We start from the raw sequence: 14,974 nt of genomic DNA, 5'->3' as shown, positions 1-14,974 counted from the left end.
TGTTGGATGGGATCGGCTCCGGCCGACTTGACGACCGCCGGAGCCGGCGCGGTTTAAGATATTAAAAAATATTGGATTTTAAATTCTAAACCGCGTCTCGCCGAGATCGAAGCCAAACGCAAGTGATCATAACGAATGTCGCTCCGGACGCGGTTTAGCCGACGAACCGCATCGAGAGATCGACCGCGGTCACGTCCTTCGTCAGCGCGCCGACCGAGATGCGGTCGACACCGGTTTCCGCGATGGCCCGAATGGTCGCAAGCGTGATGCCGCCCGACGCCTCAAGTCGGGCACGCCCCGCGCTCATGGCGACCGCCAGACGCAAATCCCCGAGCGCGAAGTTATCGAGCAGGATCGACTCGGCTCCTCCGTCCAAGGCCGTCTGCAGCTCGTCGAGACTCTCGACCTCGATCTGAATCTCCACGCCGGCATCGGCCGCGACGGCCGCAGCGGCGGCGAGTGCGGACGGGATCGAGCCCGCGGCGAGGATGTGATTCTCCTTGATCAGGATCGCGTCGAACAGACCCATGCGGTGGTTGTGACAGCCCCCGCAGCGGACCGCGTATTTCTGTTGGACGCGCAGACCGGGCAGCGTCTTGCGGGTATCCAACACCGCAACGGGCAGACCGGCGACCGCGGCGGCAAATTCAGCCGCGCGGGTCGCCGTCCCGGAGAGGGTCTGAAGATAATTCATGGCCGTGCGCTCGCCGGTCAACAGAGCGGCCGACGGGCCCTCGATCAGCGCCAGACGCTGCCCGGGGCTAACGCGACCGCCGTCGGCAATCTCCCAAAGGACCGCAACTTCGGGATCAAGCACTCGAAACACCGTCTCGAACCAGACACATCCGCAGATGACTGCAGGCTCGCGCGTGATCAACTCCGCTCGGGCGCGTCGATCGCGCGGCAGCAAGGCAGCCGTAAGATCGCCCGTACCGACATCTTCCTCGAGCGCAGCTCGGACCTGGGCCTCGATCAGACGCGGGGCCGGAAGCTGCACCGGCCGAGCCGCACCGCGCGAGGGATTCATCTCTTGATACGATTCAGCCATCGGAGGGCGCCTTATGTAGACTTGTCAACATCGCGCGCAAGGCCCGATCCGTCAGCGGCATCTCACCGTTGCCCAGAATCCTGACCCGTCCGGCCGCGATCGCCTCGGCGAGACCCCGAGCGGAAAAACGCGTCGGAGACCGCCCATGTCGGTCGAAGAACAACAACTCCTCGCGCGCGGGGCTCCACGCGACCAGCTTGAGACGGACGCGCCCGACGTCCTCGCGAGCCCAATCGATCCAATCGCCGATCGCGCATCCGCACGGAACCGGGATCGGAGCCGGGACCGAGCGGCCGGCCTCGACAGCGGAGCCGCCGAGCACGGCGCAGCGCGCCGAGCCTTGAAGCACATCCAGATGCAGGGTCTGTAGCTCCCCCAGCCACCGTGCCGTCAGACGCGGATCGCAGCCGACCTCGGAGAGCCGCCGCCGCAAGGTCTCAAGTAGGCGCGGGATCCGATTGAGCAACTGGCGACGCTCCTCGGCGGTACCTTTCGCGCTCACGCTCCAGAGCAGTCGATCGATCAACTCGAGCGCGGCTTGCCAATCCGGGCTGCCCGAGCCCCGGGAGCGATGGATCTCAAGCAAAACCAGCGACCAGCCCTCGCGCAGCAGGACCTCGACCGTGCTCGGGATCCGCGCATAGGGCGCCAGGCGATCGGCGAGTGTAGCCTCGACCATCTCGCGTGCGAGATCGGCAGGCGCGCCGGGTCGATCGGCGTCGAAGATCACCATGGCCGGGCCGGCAAGGCCAGACGACAGCCCGCCGTGCGGCACGGCGGGAGGATCCCCGGCTACGGCAACGGCTCGGGCATCCTCTCGTGCAAGGAAGGCCCTGAAATACCGATCCATTCGGGCGAACAGTTTGGGATCCCCGTCGAAATCCAGCAACAGTCGCTCGATCACTCGCTCGATCATGCCGTAGAGACTGTCGGCACCGCGTCCGTCGGCATCGCTCCAACCGATCGCGGCCCGGCCGATATTGTTGATCAACACTCGTGCAGGATGTGTATCGTCGGAGAAAAAATCCTTGTCCAACAGCGCCATCTTCACGACCGGGATCTGCATCCTTGCGATCAGGACCTTGATGGCGTCGGGAATCGCACCGCCGGCCAACAGATGCTCGAAGAAGAGAAAAACCAGATCGAGCGTATCCTCGTCGCGCTCCGCCAAGGCACGTCTCGGACGATCCTCGACGCAAAGCGCCGCAGACAGTCGGGCACGCAGAAGCGCCTCCGACGCCGGATAGCCGATCGCCGGGTCCGGAGCGACATCAAGATTGTCCAACAAGCCCAGAAGCTCGGCCGTCCCGACCTTCACCGGAGCGCTATCGGTGCGCGGGGTGCCGCTTGGTCGTTGGCGTGCAAGCAAGCTCCGCAACGCATCGAACGGAATCGAGAGGCTGTCCGCGGGCTGGACCGGCATCTCCGGTTTGCGCTGCGTGCGGGAAGACGACGCGAGCGGCGAGGCGGCGTGCGGCCTTGCAGCAGGGATGGCGATCTCGGATGAAGCGGGCCCGAGCTGTCTCAGGCAACTACGGTAGAAATCGCCCAACTGATCCATGACATGCCGATCGAAGAGCTTGTAGACGACGAGCTTGACGGACGGCTCAAGCGGAGGAAGTGCGGTCAGGGCATCGCGAAACGCATGGCACAAGGCGGACGGACCGAACGGATTCTCCTCGAGACCGATCTCACCCCAGCCCATCACGGCGGCAAAACGCCGATCCAGCTCCATCAAATCGCTGCGATAGCGTGATTCCGCCTTCGAGACCAGGTTTTCGGTAGCCAGTATCTCCTCTAGATCGGACTCCGCGACCAAGGCCAGATCAACGAAACCCGACTCCCTGCCCCTGCCATGGACCTGCTCCGGCTCGCGATCCCGACCGACGCGATCGCCTGCCCCTTGTTCGACGCGCCGCAAAAAATCGATCTGAAGACGTTGGCGTTGTTTGAAGAGAATCTCGCGTGCATCGAAAAAGACCCGATAGCTCACATCGTTGGTCGACTTGTCCGCGAGATCGTGCAGAGCGTCGTCGAGCTTCCCGAACAAAGCGCCCCAGAGCGACGGCAGGCGCTCGCCAAGCAGACGCGCGCTGTCGGCCATGAAGCGCCCGCGCATGATCAAAGCATCGCCGCCGGGACCGGATGCTGGGTGGACTCGCGGGGACTTGATCAAGTGAATCTCGACGCCGATTGCCGGTCATGTCACCATCATGATCCGAGGCACGGGGCGGCCGGCAAACCTCGAGGAACCGATGGAATCTATTGCGATGATGGTAAGCAATGCAGGGATCGGTGTCACCTTGCATCGGCGCACTCACAGCCGGCTCATCACCGCTGCCCGCTTGCGATGCGCGTCATGAATCCCGAGACCGCTACAGCAGTCGACCCCCACCCGGGCGACATCGAGCCACAGACAAGGCGCGAGACCTGCGCGCGCAGCGATCCGGACACCGATGCCCGAGCGGGAGCCGAAGTGCAGGTTGGCGACGAGGGTCGTGTCGACGCGGACATCGACGCTGAGGGGTGGCTTGCGGGCGCGGAGCGTCGGCCCTCGCCGAGCCGGGACGCCCGCCCGCCGGGCACGGACATCGATCTGTTGGTGATCCACAATATCAGCTTGCCGCCAGGCGACTTTTCAGGCGATTGGATCGACGATCTCTTTCTCGATCGTCTCGATCCCGCAGCACACCCCTACTTTCGCGAAATCGCAGGTCTACGCGTCTCCGCACATCTCTTGATCCGGCGTAACGGTCGGCTCCTGCAGTATGTCCCTTTTGAGCAGCGCGCCTGGCACGCGGGCGTCTCGCGGTTCGCGGGACGAGAGCGCTGCAACGATTTTTCGATCGGGATCGAGCTGGAGGGGACCGACGACATCCCGTTCACCGAGGTGCAGTACGCGCGCCTTGCCAAGTGCACAGGACAAATTCTCGACCGCTACCCCGACATCACCGAGGAACGGATCGCGGGACACGCAGAGATCGCCCCCGGTCGCAAGACGGATCCGGGGCCGGCGTTTGATTGGAGTCGCTATCGGCGATCGATTTCGCGCAGGAAACTGCGCAGTTGAGCCGAAGCCGCCGGCCGAATGAACTGCCGACTGCCCCGCTCGACGATCCGTTAACCGGCCCGCGCCAAGGCCAAGCGATCCTGCCCGATACTCGCCGATTGGGGATAGGCATCGGTCCAGCGCAGCAGCTCGAGCCGACCGTCGTGATGCTCCACGAGGGCGGTGCAGCTCTCCACCCAGTCGCCGCAGTTGCAGTAGGCGACCCCGGCGATCTCCCGCATCTCCGCGTGATGGATATGTCCGCAGATCATACCGTCGACCTGACGGCGCTCTGCCTCGGTCGCGACCGCCGCCTCGAAGTTGCCGATATAGCTCACGGCATTCTTGACCTTGTGCTTCAGATACCCGGCCAGCGACCAATAATCCAGGCCAAGCGCCCGGCGAATCCGGCTGACCAGTCCATTGAGCATCAATAACCCGTCGTAAGCTCGCGCGCCGATCATAGCAAGCCATCGACCATTCTGAACCACCGCATCGAACGCATCCCCGTGCATCACCAGGAAGCGACGACCGTCGGCCGTGGTGTGGATCACCTCTTCGCGCACGGCCACATTGCCGAAATCGGCGCCGAGATGCGTGCGAAACAGCTCGTCGTGATTGCCGGGCGTATAGATAACCTCGGTCCCACACTTGGCCTTATCGAGCACCTCGCGGACCACCTGATTGTGGGCCTCCGGCCAATAAACACCGTTCTTCATCGCCCAGATGTCGACGATGTCGCCGACCAGGTACAACTGCTTGCACTCGGTCGATTGCAGGAAATCGAGCACGAGAGAGGCTTGGCACCCTCGAAAGCCCAAATGGATATCGGAGATGAAAATGCTCCGATACTTCAACGGATTCATGCGCTTGATGTCGGTCATCGTATTCCCGGCCTCGAGCCATCAACATCGGGAGATTATCTCCGAACGCGATTGCCGGGATATTGACGAACCGTGAAGATGCGATGAAATCTCGGGGCAGTGCAGAGATCTCGAGAACCTCCGAGATCATCTTCGTTGTCTTAGTCGTTGTCGTTGTCGTTGTCGTTGTCGACCATCGGTACGACCACGATCACGATCACGACAACGACAACGACAACGAACGGTCTCGACGCATCTGCGGTGCTGCACGAGGCCACCCGTGCGGTGCTCGGCTTACGGGAGCGAGGTTCAGTCCGCGCCCCACTGCGGGGTCGCGATCCCGTCGCCGAGGTCGGCGGCGACGAGCAGACGCCGAATCTCGAGCAGACGCTCGATGAGCGCCGGCTCGAACGCCTGGTAGGCGTCACGGTCGGGAACACGCTTGACCACGACCCCGAGCAGCTCGGTGATGGCGTTGCCGATCGAGTTCTGACTGATGGTCAGCATCAAGCGGCCGGAGTCATGCCGAAAGATGAGCTGCTTGAAGGCCGGCTCCCAACGGATCGAGCTGGCGTAGGCCGGGTCGCCGAGACAGCGCTCGCGAACCCGTTTGGCGCTTTGCATGAAGGCGTTGTCGAAGAGCAGGACCGATTCGATCTGATTCGGAAAGAAGACGTCCCGCAAGATCTCCGCGTTGCGGCTCGACACCTGCGAGAAGAAGGTGCGATAGAAGTCGAGAAAACCGCGCAGGATCTCGTCGTACTCCGCCCAAAAGGCGATGTCACCGAGGGCCGCGACCCCACCTTGGATCTCCCAGCAGGGCAAGCCCTCCGGGTAGCCGGTGAGCGCGAGGCGCGACTCGTCCGTATGCACCGTTCGCAGGATGCGCAGGTCAAGCGCCTCATCGAAGAAGCGGCGATAGACATCCCGCATGTGCGCCTGAAAGAGACTGTGCTGACCTCCATCGGTGAGGTTGGGATGACTCGGGTCGGCCAGCGAGGCTGCACGCAGCTGATCCATCGGGAAGACGATGAAGTGGTTGTGCAACATGCGGATGCTCGGCACGCCCGGCGAGGTCAGAGGCCAGGTGGCATCCAGGCTCGCCTCGCCGGCCATCACCAGCGCCTCGCCCGGGTCCGGATAGCGTCGCAGCATCTCCTCGATGATGATTCGATTCATCCGGTTCCAGACGCGCTTCACCGACGGCGAGACCTGGGTGCGGCGCACCGGACGACCGAGCGGGTTGAGGATTCGTTTGGAGGTGTCGTAGATAATGGAGCAATCCAGCTCGGTGGAATGCCCCAGCGCCTTTCGGTAGAGCAGCAGATCCTCTTGGTTGCGCAGCAGACCGTTGTTCTGCACCAGATCCCGAAGGTTCTCGGCGCTGTTGAAGAACTCGTTCGGCGTCAGACCCGCCGGAACGTCCAGCGGGATGGGCCGAAAAGGGGTGACGATCTCGCGCGGACCCGATGACATCGCTTAGGCCTTCTCTTGGTAACCTGTCAGAAATAAGTTGAGCACCGAATCTAATCGTTGTCGTTGTCGTTGTCGTTGTCGTTGTCGACAACGACAACCGTGGGAAAGGTATTCTCTCGTCTAGTTGTTTTACCTATTTTTGAACCTTTCTTTGATCTTCGTCTTCTATGCGCTGCTCGCGGAGTCGCTCGGCGTAGTCCAGACGTAATGTACAGCGCTCCCAATCGCCACCGACGCATTCCGCCCGCCGACAATCGAACTCGCAGCACGAGACCTCGTCCGGAACGCGCGGGACCAGCCGTTTCGACAACGCCGATCCGAGACGGCGCAGCAGGCCCGGCTTCTTCTTGGATGTCTCGTTCATATCGGCCCTCCGGAGATCGATCTGGTGTTGCCCGACACAGCGTCGTCGAGGGTGTCGGAAGCCAACCGGATCCATCCGCTCAAGGTCGGTCCGTGAAAATCCAAGCCGCTCGCTTGGTCTCTGCACGGAGTGCATCGTAACAGTTTCCTGACCCGAGCAAATCACAGCACCGGGCTTTGACGGTTTGACTCCAACCTTCGGTCGCAAACAAATACGGATCAGACGTCTACGACCGAGCTCAAAGCCGCTCGCGCCGGTGGCGCGCTCGACTTTTGCGCAGTCGCATCAGGGTCCACACCGGCCCGGAAACCGCATAGGTCGTCGCCATCAGGAAAAGCATCAGCGGCGGATTGACAAAGACGACGGCAAAGCCAAGCATCACTGCGACGGCCAAAAGAAAGGGGACCCGGCCCTGGACGTTGAGCTGTTTGAAGCTGATGTACCGAAAATTACTGACCATCAGCAGACCGGCGCTCGCAGTGAGGATGGCCGCGAGCCAGGCGACATCAGCCCCGGCGACCCCCGTATCCGCGCTAAGCCAGACCCCGCTCGCGATGATGGCCGCGGCAGCCGGACTGGCGAGACCTTGGAAATAACGCTTGTCGGCGATCCGCACCTGCGTGTTGAACCGTGCCAGGCGCAAGGCCGCTGCGGCAGTGAAGACGAAGGCGGCAAGCCAGCCGACCTTACCGAGTCCGCCCAAGGCCCAATGATAGGCGACCAGCGCAGGGGCCACCCCGAAGGCCACCATGTCCGAAAGGCTGTCGTACTCGGCACCGAAATCGCTTTGCGTCTGAGTAATGCGAGCCACGCGCCCGTCGATCCCGTCGAGCAACTGGGCAGCGAAGATGGCGAGCGCAGCCGCCTCGAAGCGTCCCTGGGTTGCGGCGAGGACCGCGTAAAACCCGGCGAACAGCGCCGCCGTGGTAAAAAGATTGGGCAGCAAATAGATTCCGCGTGGTCGCTTTCGGGTGTCTGGCACGTTGTCCATGGGATCGATCTCGTTGGCGGCCATCTGGTCGTGTTGCGAGTATAGCCGGGAGCGGTGCAGCACCGAAAGAAAGCGCGGCGACACCGAGCGCACCGAAAGTGCGCGTTAAAGAAGAACATCGTCGTGCTATCCATTTGCCGTCGACTTGTGGCATCGTTCGGTCGCATCGCCGTCGGCGACGCGATCGCTCGGCAACCATGACCCATTGAATCGGAGGGGAGATGAGTCTGCAGCAAGCCAAGCCGCCACTGCCCAGTGACGACAAGCGTTGGAAGCTCGTCAACGCAACCATGCGCCGCAACGGCTATGCCGACCACGCCTTGATCGAGACCCTGCACAGCGTGCAGGACGCCTTCGGGTTCCTCGACGAGGGCTCTTTGCGTTTCGTTGCCGCATCGCTCGACCTGCCGCTGAGCAAGGTCTACGGTGTCGCGACCTTTTACCACCTATTCACGCTCAAGCCGAAAGGACGCCATGCGTGCGTCGTCTGCACCGGCACCGCCTGCTATATCAAAGGGGCCGGTGCTCTCGTCGAGCGTCTGCAGGAGCGCTACGGCATCAATCCGGGCGAAACCACCGAAGATGACCGTTTGTCCCTGTTGACGGCACGCTGTGTCGGCGCCTGCGGCCTGGCCCCGGCGATCGTGATCGACGGCGACGTCCTCGGCAAGCTCGACAGCGAATCACTCATTGCCAAGCTCGAGGAGCTGAGCTGATGAATCTCGACGATCTGGCCGATCTGGCCGAGCAATACCGTGCTGTCGACGCGAACGTCGAGCGCGAGGTCCGCGTCTGCATGGCCGCCAGTTGCCAGTCATCCGGCTCGGCCCCCGTCATGGATGCACTCGTCGCCGGTCTCGGGGAGAGCAAACCCTCATGCAAGATCAAAGGGGTCGGGTGCATGGGACTCTGCTCTGCCGGCCCCTTGGTATCGATCGCCGACCGGGACGGCTCGCTCGAAGAGTCGACGATCTATCGCGACGTGACCGCGGATGACGCCGCCGACATCATCGCTAGCCTCGACGGGCCGCCCGTGGAACGCCTGCTCTGCCCGACGGATCAGCCCTTCTTCGCGCGCCAGCAGAAGATCGTGCTGGAGAATGCCGGCATCATCGATCCCGACAGCTTCAAAGGCTATGTCGCCGTGGGCGGCTACTCCGCCCTGATCCGGGCCTTGAGCGAGATGACCCCGGCCGATGTGCTGCGCGAAGTGACCGACAGCGGTCTGCGTGGACGTGGCGGCGGCGGTTACCCGACTGGACTGAAATGGTCGACCGTCGCCAAGATGCCCGCGACCCAGAAATACGTCATCTGCAACGCGGACGAAGGTGACCCTGGCGCCTTCATGGATCGGGCGATCCTGGAGTCGGACCCGCATCGTGTCCTCGAGGGCATGGCCATCGCCGCCTACGCAATCGGGGCGAATAAGGCCTACGTCTATGTCCGTGCGGAATACCCGCTCGCGGTCGAGCGACTCCAGACCGCCATTCGCAAAGCCAAGCGATCGGGATTCTTGGGCAACAAGATCGGCGATACCCAGTTCAGCCTGGAGGTCGAAATCCGCCTCGGCGCCGGGGCCTTCGTCTGCGGCGAAGAAACGGCGCTTATGGCCTCCATCGAAGGGCTGCGTGGCCAACCCCGCCCACGTCCCCCCTACCCCGCAGAGTCGGGACTCTGGGGCTACCCCACGCTCATCAACAACGTCGAGACCTTCGCCAACATCGCCCCGATCGTGCGCGAAGGGGGCGACTGGTTCGCCTCGATCGGCACCGAGCGATCAAAAGGGACTAAGGTCTTCGCGCTCGCCGGGACCATCACCAACACCGGCCTGATCGAGGTTCCGATGGGCACCTCGCTGCGCGACATCATCGAGGTCATCGGCGGCGGCATCCCGGGCGGGAAGGCCTTCAAGGCGGTGCAGACCGGCGGCCCCTCGGGCGGTTGTATCCCGGCGCAGCACCTCGACATCGCCGTAGACTACGACAGCCTCAGGACCCTCGGGACCATGATGGGCTCGGGCGGCATGATCGTGATGGACGAGACCTCGAGCATGGTCGATGTCGCGCGCTATTTCATGGAGTTCTGCATGACCGAGTCGTGCGGGAAGTGCGTCCCGTGCCGCACCGGCACGCAGCAAATGCACAGCATCCTCGACCGGCTGGCCAAGTCGCAGGCTACGCGCGCGGAGCTAACCCTTTTGGAAGAGCTCTGCGAAGTCGTGCAGGCAACCAGTCTCTGCGGACTGGGGCAGACGGCGCCGAATCCAGTGTTGAGTACGATGCGTTATTTCCGCGACGAGTATGAAGCGAAGCTCGGCGACGCTTAAACCGCGCCCGGTGCGGTATGCATGATGTGCTGGAGTGGCATGGCGGGCGCCGGCTCCGACGACTGTCGGAGCTGCCGCGGTTTAAGGTATTAAAGGATATGCAATTCTTAACTGCGTCGCACCGAGGTCGATGACATCTCCAAAAGCCAAATGCAACACAACAATAACGCATTCCGCTCTGGACGCGGTTCAGCGCGGAGAAGGCTTTAGCGATCACGAAGGCGCAAAGCGCGACAAGGAACACAGGGTGTCGAGCGGCCGGGCTCGACACCACAAGATACCACCGGAAGCGAACATCGACCGCGACGGACGCTGCGTTGCACCCTGCACGCCTTTGCGGTTCAAAATGCACGAACGAGGTTGACGGAGCCGATATGCCCCCACCCGCCAAGCAACCGAATGTCCGCGTCGTCACGCTCAATATCGACGGCCGGGATCTCTCCGCCCGCGGAGACGAGACCATCATCGAGGTCTGTCGCGAGAATTTAATCCCGATCCCGAGCCTCTGTTATCTCGAAGGTCTCTCGGTGTGGGGCGCCTGTCGTCTCTGTCTCGTCGAGCTGGCCGGTCAGGGACGCCTGTTGGCCGCCTGCTCGACGCGCGTGACCGAAGGGATGCAGATCCAGACCAACACCGAGAAGCTCCAGCGCTATCGCCGCACCATCGTCGAGCTGCTCTTCGCCGAGCGCAACCATGTCTGCTCGGTTTGCGTGTCCAACGGCCACTGCGAGCTGCAGCACCTGGCGCAGAAGTGCGGAGTCGACCATGTCCGCGTGCCCTATCGGCAGGCGAGCTACCAGGTCGACAGCTCGCACGAGATGTTCCGGCTCGATCACGACCGCTGCATCCTCTGCACCCGCTGCGTGCGTGTCTGCGACGAGATCGAGGGTGCCCACACGTGGGACGTCATGGGCCGCGGCAGCGAGTGCCGCGTGATCACCGACATGGCGCAGCCTTGGGGCGAGAGCGACACCTGCACCAGCTGCGGCAAATGCGTCCAGGTCTGCCCGACCGGCGCGCTGGTCAAGCAGGGCACTTCGGTCGGCGAAATGGTCAAAGATCAACACTTCCTGCCGATTCTCGCCCGCCGGAGACATGCCCAATGAGCACATCGCCCAAGATCACGGTCGCGACCACCTGGCTCGACGGCTGCTCGGGTTGTCACATGTCCTTTCTTGACATGGACGAGCGTCTGATCGAGCTGGTCCAGAAGGTCGACATCGTCTACAGCCCCTTGGTCGACACCAAGACCCTGCCCGACGAGGTAGATGTAGGCATCCTGGAAGGCTCGATCAGCTCGGAAGACGACCTGGAAAAGGCGCATGAGTTTCGCAAGCACTGCAAGATCCTGGTCAGTTTAGGCGATTGCGCCGTGAACGGAAACGTCCCGGCCATGCGCAACCACTTCAAGCTCGCCGATGTCATCGATCACGCCTACCGCGACACCGTGACCGTCCAACCGCAGACCCCGACTCGAGGAGTTCCTGCTTTGCTGCCCGTCGTGAAACCCATCCACGGTGTCGTGGGGGTCGATGTCTTCGTGCCCGGCTGCCCGCCGAGCGCCGACGCCATCTGGTACGTGCTGAGCGAGCTGATCGCGGGGCGCATACCGGATCCCAGCGCCGTGACGCGGTTCGGAGCCTAAAACCATGACCAAGCCGCCTGCCGGAAGCCAAGCACCACAGGACGCGGACACGGGCGTGATCGTCGCGCTCCTCGAGCGTCTGCGTACGCAACGCCTGCCGCGCCTGCTCGACATCAAGGCCAAGGTCGAGAGCGGCGCGCGTCTCGACAACTTCGATATCGAGTTCCTGACCGAGGTCTTCGCCGATGCCAGGGACAAGCAGTCCAAGTGGACGCAGCACCCGGAGCTCGACGACATCATCGCCAGGATGACCCATCTCTATCACGAGATCACCGAGCGCGCCTTGAGCAACGAAGGCGACGACTCGGACGCCACTCCGAATCCCAACCGCCAGGGGCCGCATCCATGAGCCGCACCGTCATCATCGAACCCGTCACCCGCATCGAGGGCCATGCCCGCATCACCCTGCAGCTCGGGGACGACGGAGAGGTCGAAGACGCCAAGTTCCATCTCACCCAGTTTCGCGGCTTCGAAAAATTCTGCGAGGGCCGGCCCTATCGCGAGATGCCCGCACTGACCGCGCGCACCTGCGGGATCTGCCCGGTCAGTCATGTGCTGGCATCCAACAAGGCCTGCGATCACCTGCTCTCGGTCGGCATCCCGCCAACCGCGGAGAAGCTGCGCCGCATCATCAACCTCGCGCAGATCACGCAGTCGCACGCCTTGTCGTTTTTTCATCTCTCCTCGCCGGATCTCTTGCTCGGCTGGGACTCGGATCCGGTCTCGCGCAACATCTTCGGCGTCATGCGCCAAGACCCGGCACTGGCCAAAGACGGCATCCGACTGCGCCAGATCGGCCAGACCATCATCGAGACCTTGGGCGGCAAGAAGATCCACCCGACTTGGGTCGTACCCGGCGGGGTCAGCGAGCCGCTGACTCCGGAGAAACGCGACGCGATGCTCAAGCTGATGCCCGAGGGGTTGGAGATCGCCAAGCGCACCTATGCCTTCTTCAAGACCTTGGTGCCCAAGTTCAAGGACGAGGCCAGTCACTTCGGCAATCAACCGACCATGTTCCTCAGCCTGGTGAGCCCCAAGGGCCACCTGGAGCACTACGACGGCTTCCTGCGCCTCAAGGATGCGCAGGGCCGCATCCTCGAAGACATGGTGCCGCCGCACGAGTATGAGCGCCTGATCGGCGAGGCGGTCGAGGACTTCAGCTACATGAAGTTCCCCTACTACAAACCGCACGGTTATCCCAAAGGGATCTATCGGGTCGGACCCCTGGCGCGTCTGAACAATGTCGATGCCTGCGGCACGCCCTATGCCGACGTGGCGCTCGCCGAGTTCCATATGCTTCAGGAATCCGGCCCGATCGCGAGCAGCTTCCACTATCACTATGCCCGGCTTGTCGAGATCATCTACGCGCTCGAGATGATGGAGCGCCTGCTCAAGGATCCGACCATCCTCGACGCGCGCGTGCGTGCCCGTGCCCGCAGCAACCGTTACGAAGGCATCGGGGTGACCGAAGCCCCCCGCGGGATTCTCATGCACCACTACCGCATCAACGACGAGGGCCTCATCACCTGGGTCAACCTCATCATCGCGACCGGGCACAACAACCTGGCCATGAACCAGAGCATCCGTCAGGTCGCCGACGCCTATGTCGACGGCAACAATCTCCAGGAGGGGATGCTCAATCGCGTCGAGGCGGTCATCCGCTGCTTCGACCCTTGCCTGTCCTGCGCCTCGCACGCCTTCGGCGAGATGCCGCTCGCCATCGAGCTCAAGGATGCGAGCGGTCGGATCGTCGACACGCTCAGGCGCGGCTGAATGGATCAGGCGCACATGGAAGGCCGGAAGGTCTTGATCATCGGCTACGGCAGCCCCATCCGCGGCGACGATGCAATCGGGCCGCTGGTCGCGGATCGACTGCAGGCCGAGGGCATGCCCGAAGGTGTAGAGGTGATCTCGCGCCACATCCTCACCGCCGAGCTGGTCGCCGATTTGGTCGAGCACGACCGTGTCGTCTTCCTCGATGCCGCGGTCGACGGCACGCCGGGCGAGGTCCGCTGCCGATCACTCGCCCCCGACGCCAGCGCCATGTCGACCATGGCGCATTTCCTCGATCCACGCGAGCTGCTCGCCTGGTGCGAGACACTCTACGGCCGGGTCCCCGAGACCTTCCTGGTTTCGGCATGCGGGACGTCCTTCGATTATTCCAATTACGTCCTGACGCCGACCGCCGAAGCGGCGATCGAGCCCATGCTGGATTGGGTGCGGCGGCTGATCGACCCGAGCATCCCCGTAACATCGGATCATCTTCCCGGCGCATCGTCGCGCGAGACAGGCACGCCGCTTCCGATCCCCTAGCTTAGGCGATTACCGCAAAATTCCCGACCCGTAGGTTGTGCTGACGATAGGAAGCACAACTTGCGCCGAGGGTTGGTTGTGCCTCGCTCGGCTCGGCACAACCTCCGCCCTTGGAACGAAGGCGTCGGGAATTCGCCTTAGTCGTCGGACTGCGCCGACGGCTTCACAGTCGTCAAGCCGAGCTGCTCCCAGACCTGCATCCCGCCGCGATACCACTTGATCCGATCCGCAGGATACCCGAGCGCCAACAAGGCACGGATATTGGTCGGAGACTGCCCGCACCAGGGTCCGTTGCAGTAAAAGATCAGGGTCTTGGCGGCGCTGAAGTTCCAGAGCGCATTCAAGCGAATCGCGCCAAGCTCGAATTCCAGCAACTCGGCGATGGCCTCGGGCTGCGCGTGCAACGGATCCAGTCGCGTGTAGGGGAGATGGATCGCACCCGGGATCATCCCCTGCGACACCCAGGGCTCGGTGCGTGAATCGATCACCAGGATCGGCTCGCCCTTGGCTGCGCGCCCGAGATAGGCAATCAGCTCGAGCTCGCCGATGGTCTCCACGCCGGGTGCGAGCTGCATCGGTTGGATGCAGTAGGGAGGACAGTCGCGGGCGGTCTGGTCGTAGGGCGCAACGATGGTGTGATCGGGCTCCTGGTGACGCATCAAGATGACCGGCTTTCCCGCGTGCTCGACCTCGACATAGGGAAGGGTCTCGGTGATCTTCACCCGAAGCTCGTCCAGATCGAAGAGCCCCTCCTCCGGGTCGGCTGCGCCGGCGCCCGCTGCAGCAGCGGCGAGCACAACGAACGACGCACTCAGGCACGACGGCAGAGTCAATCTCATCGATACCTCCTCCTACGAACCGCGTCTGCGGCAAGGGTTGTTGATCGACGACGGCCGGCA

The 14,974-nt window shown here is 63.0% G+C and carries 15 protein-coding genes; 8 read left to right on the top strand and 7 right to left on the bottom strand.

Annotated elements, in window-relative coordinates:
• Nucleotides 1-154: 154 nt before the first annotated feature.
• Together nadC and AADX97_RS02860 are read right to left on the bottom strand one after the other, a co-directional pair.
• Nucleotides 155-1,048, bottom strand: coding sequence for a carboxylating nicotinate-nucleotide diphosphorylase (gene nadC, locus AADX97_RS02865; RefSeq protein WP_374231488.1), 894 nt, complete (start codon nt 1,046-1,048; stop codon nt 155-157).
• Entirely contained in the window at nt 1,041-3,167 is a 2,127-nt protein-coding gene (locus AADX97_RS02860) for a DUF1631 family protein (protein WP_374231487.1), read from the bottom strand. The genes nadC and AADX97_RS02860 overlap by 8 nt, the downstream gene beginning before the upstream one ends.
• A gap of 240 nt (nt 3,168-3,407) precedes the next feature.
• Between AADX97_RS02860 and ampD the strand changes: the two genes are divergently transcribed.
• A complete protein-coding gene (gene ampD / locus AADX97_RS02855; RefSeq protein ID WP_374231485.1) occupies nt 3,408-4,118 on the top strand; it encodes a 1,6-anhydro-N-acetylmuramyl-L-alanine amidase AmpD in 711 nt (236 codons plus the stop codon).
• Nucleotides 4,119-4,168: 50 nt separating this feature from the next.
• Here ampD and AADX97_RS02850 read toward each other — a convergent pair whose 3' ends face one another.
• The 4 genes from AADX97_RS02850 to pssA all read right to left on the bottom strand — a co-directional run bounded on the left by AADX97_RS02850 (nt 4,169) and on the right by pssA (nt 7,791).
• Nucleotides 4,169-4,981 carry a UDP-2,3-diacylglucosamine diphosphatase gene (locus AADX97_RS02850; protein WP_374231484.1) on the bottom strand — a complete coding sequence of 271 codons (813 nt, stop codon included), beginning with the start codon at nt 4,979-4,981 and terminating at the stop codon, nt 4,169-4,171.
• A 288-nt stretch (nt 4,982-5,269) separates the two neighbouring features.
• Nucleotides 5,270-6,436 carry a hypothetical protein gene (locus tag AADX97_RS02845; RefSeq protein ID WP_374231483.1) on the bottom strand — a complete coding sequence of 389 codons (1,167 nt, stop codon included), beginning with the start codon at nt 6,434-6,436 and terminating at the stop codon, nt 5,270-5,272.
• Nucleotides 6,437-6,569: 133 nt separating this feature from the next.
• Nucleotides 6,570-6,800 carry a hypothetical protein gene (locus tag AADX97_RS02840; protein ID WP_374231482.1) on the bottom strand — a complete coding sequence of 77 codons (231 nt, stop codon included), beginning with the start codon at nt 6,798-6,800 and terminating at the stop codon, nt 6,570-6,572.
• Between the two features lie 238 nt (nt 6,801-7,038).
• A complete protein-coding gene (pssA, locus tag AADX97_RS02835) occupies nt 7,039-7,791 on the bottom strand; it encodes a CDP-diacylglycerol--serine O-phosphatidyltransferase (RefSeq protein WP_374231481.1) in 753 nt (250 codons plus the stop codon).
• 221 nt (nt 7,792-8,012) lie between these two features.
• On the opposite strand from pssA, the gene hoxE reads away from it, so the two are divergent.
• From hoxE to AADX97_RS02800, 7 genes are all read left to right on the top strand, one after another.
• The gene (gene hoxE / locus AADX97_RS02830) at nt 8,013-8,507 is read left to right on the top strand and encodes a bidirectional hydrogenase complex protein HoxE (protein WP_374231480.1); all 495 of its coding nucleotides are present in this window, start codon (nt 8,013-8,015) and stop codon (nt 8,505-8,507) included.
• On the top strand, nt 8,507-10,117 hold the full coding sequence (gene nuoF / locus AADX97_RS02825; RefSeq protein ID WP_374231479.1) for an NADH-quinone oxidoreductase subunit NuoF: 1,611 nt from the start codon (nt 8,507-8,509) through the stop codon (nt 10,115-10,117). Before hoxE ends, nuoF begins: the two co-directional genes overlap by 1 nt.
• Nucleotides 10,118-10,491: 374 nt before the next feature.
• Nucleotides 10,492-11,223: a bidirectional hydrogenase complex protein HoxU gene (hoxU, locus tag AADX97_RS02820; protein ID WP_374231478.1), complete on the top strand. Its 732-nt coding sequence runs from the start codon at nt 10,492-10,494 to the stop codon at nt 11,221-11,223.
• A complete protein-coding gene (locus AADX97_RS02815) occupies nt 11,220-11,762 on the top strand; it encodes an NADP oxidoreductase (protein ID WP_374231477.1) in 543 nt (180 codons plus the stop codon). The genes hoxU and AADX97_RS02815 overlap by 4 nt, the downstream gene beginning before the upstream one ends.
• Before the next feature lie 4 nt (nt 11,763-11,766).
• Nucleotides 11,767-12,111 carry a hypothetical protein gene (locus tag AADX97_RS02810; protein WP_374231476.1) on the top strand — a complete coding sequence of 115 codons (345 nt, stop codon included), beginning with the start codon at nt 11,767-11,769 and terminating at the stop codon, nt 12,109-12,111.
• A complete protein-coding gene (locus AADX97_RS02805) occupies nt 12,108-13,535 on the top strand; it encodes a Ni/Fe hydrogenase subunit alpha (RefSeq protein ID WP_374231475.1) in 1,428 nt (475 codons plus the stop codon). The genes AADX97_RS02810 and AADX97_RS02805 overlap by 4 nt, the downstream gene beginning before the upstream one ends.
• A 15-nt stretch (nt 13,536-13,550) precedes the next feature.
• Nucleotides 13,551-14,075: a hydrogenase maturation protease gene (locus tag AADX97_RS02800; RefSeq protein ID WP_374231473.1), complete on the top strand. Its 525-nt coding sequence runs from the start codon at nt 13,551-13,553 to the stop codon at nt 14,073-14,075.
• Nucleotides 14,076-14,212: 137 nt separating this feature from the next.
• Here AADX97_RS02800 and AADX97_RS02795 read toward each other — a convergent pair whose 3' ends face one another.
• Complete coding sequence (locus AADX97_RS02795) at nt 14,213-14,914, bottom strand: rhodanese-like domain-containing protein (protein WP_374231472.1); 702 nt, start codon at nt 14,912-14,914, stop codon at nt 14,213-14,215.
• Nucleotides 14,915-14,974: the final 60 nt, after the last annotated feature.

Source organism: Thiocapsa sp. C2-2m, from assembly GCF_041903745.1.
In the GTDB taxonomy this organism is placed as follows: Bacteria; Pseudomonadota; Gammaproteobacteria; order Chromatiales; family Chromatiaceae; genus Thiocapsa; species Thiocapsa roseilacustris.
The sequence above is the reverse complement of the archived record's forward strand: the minus strand, read 5'-3'. Positions and strand labels throughout refer to the sequence as shown.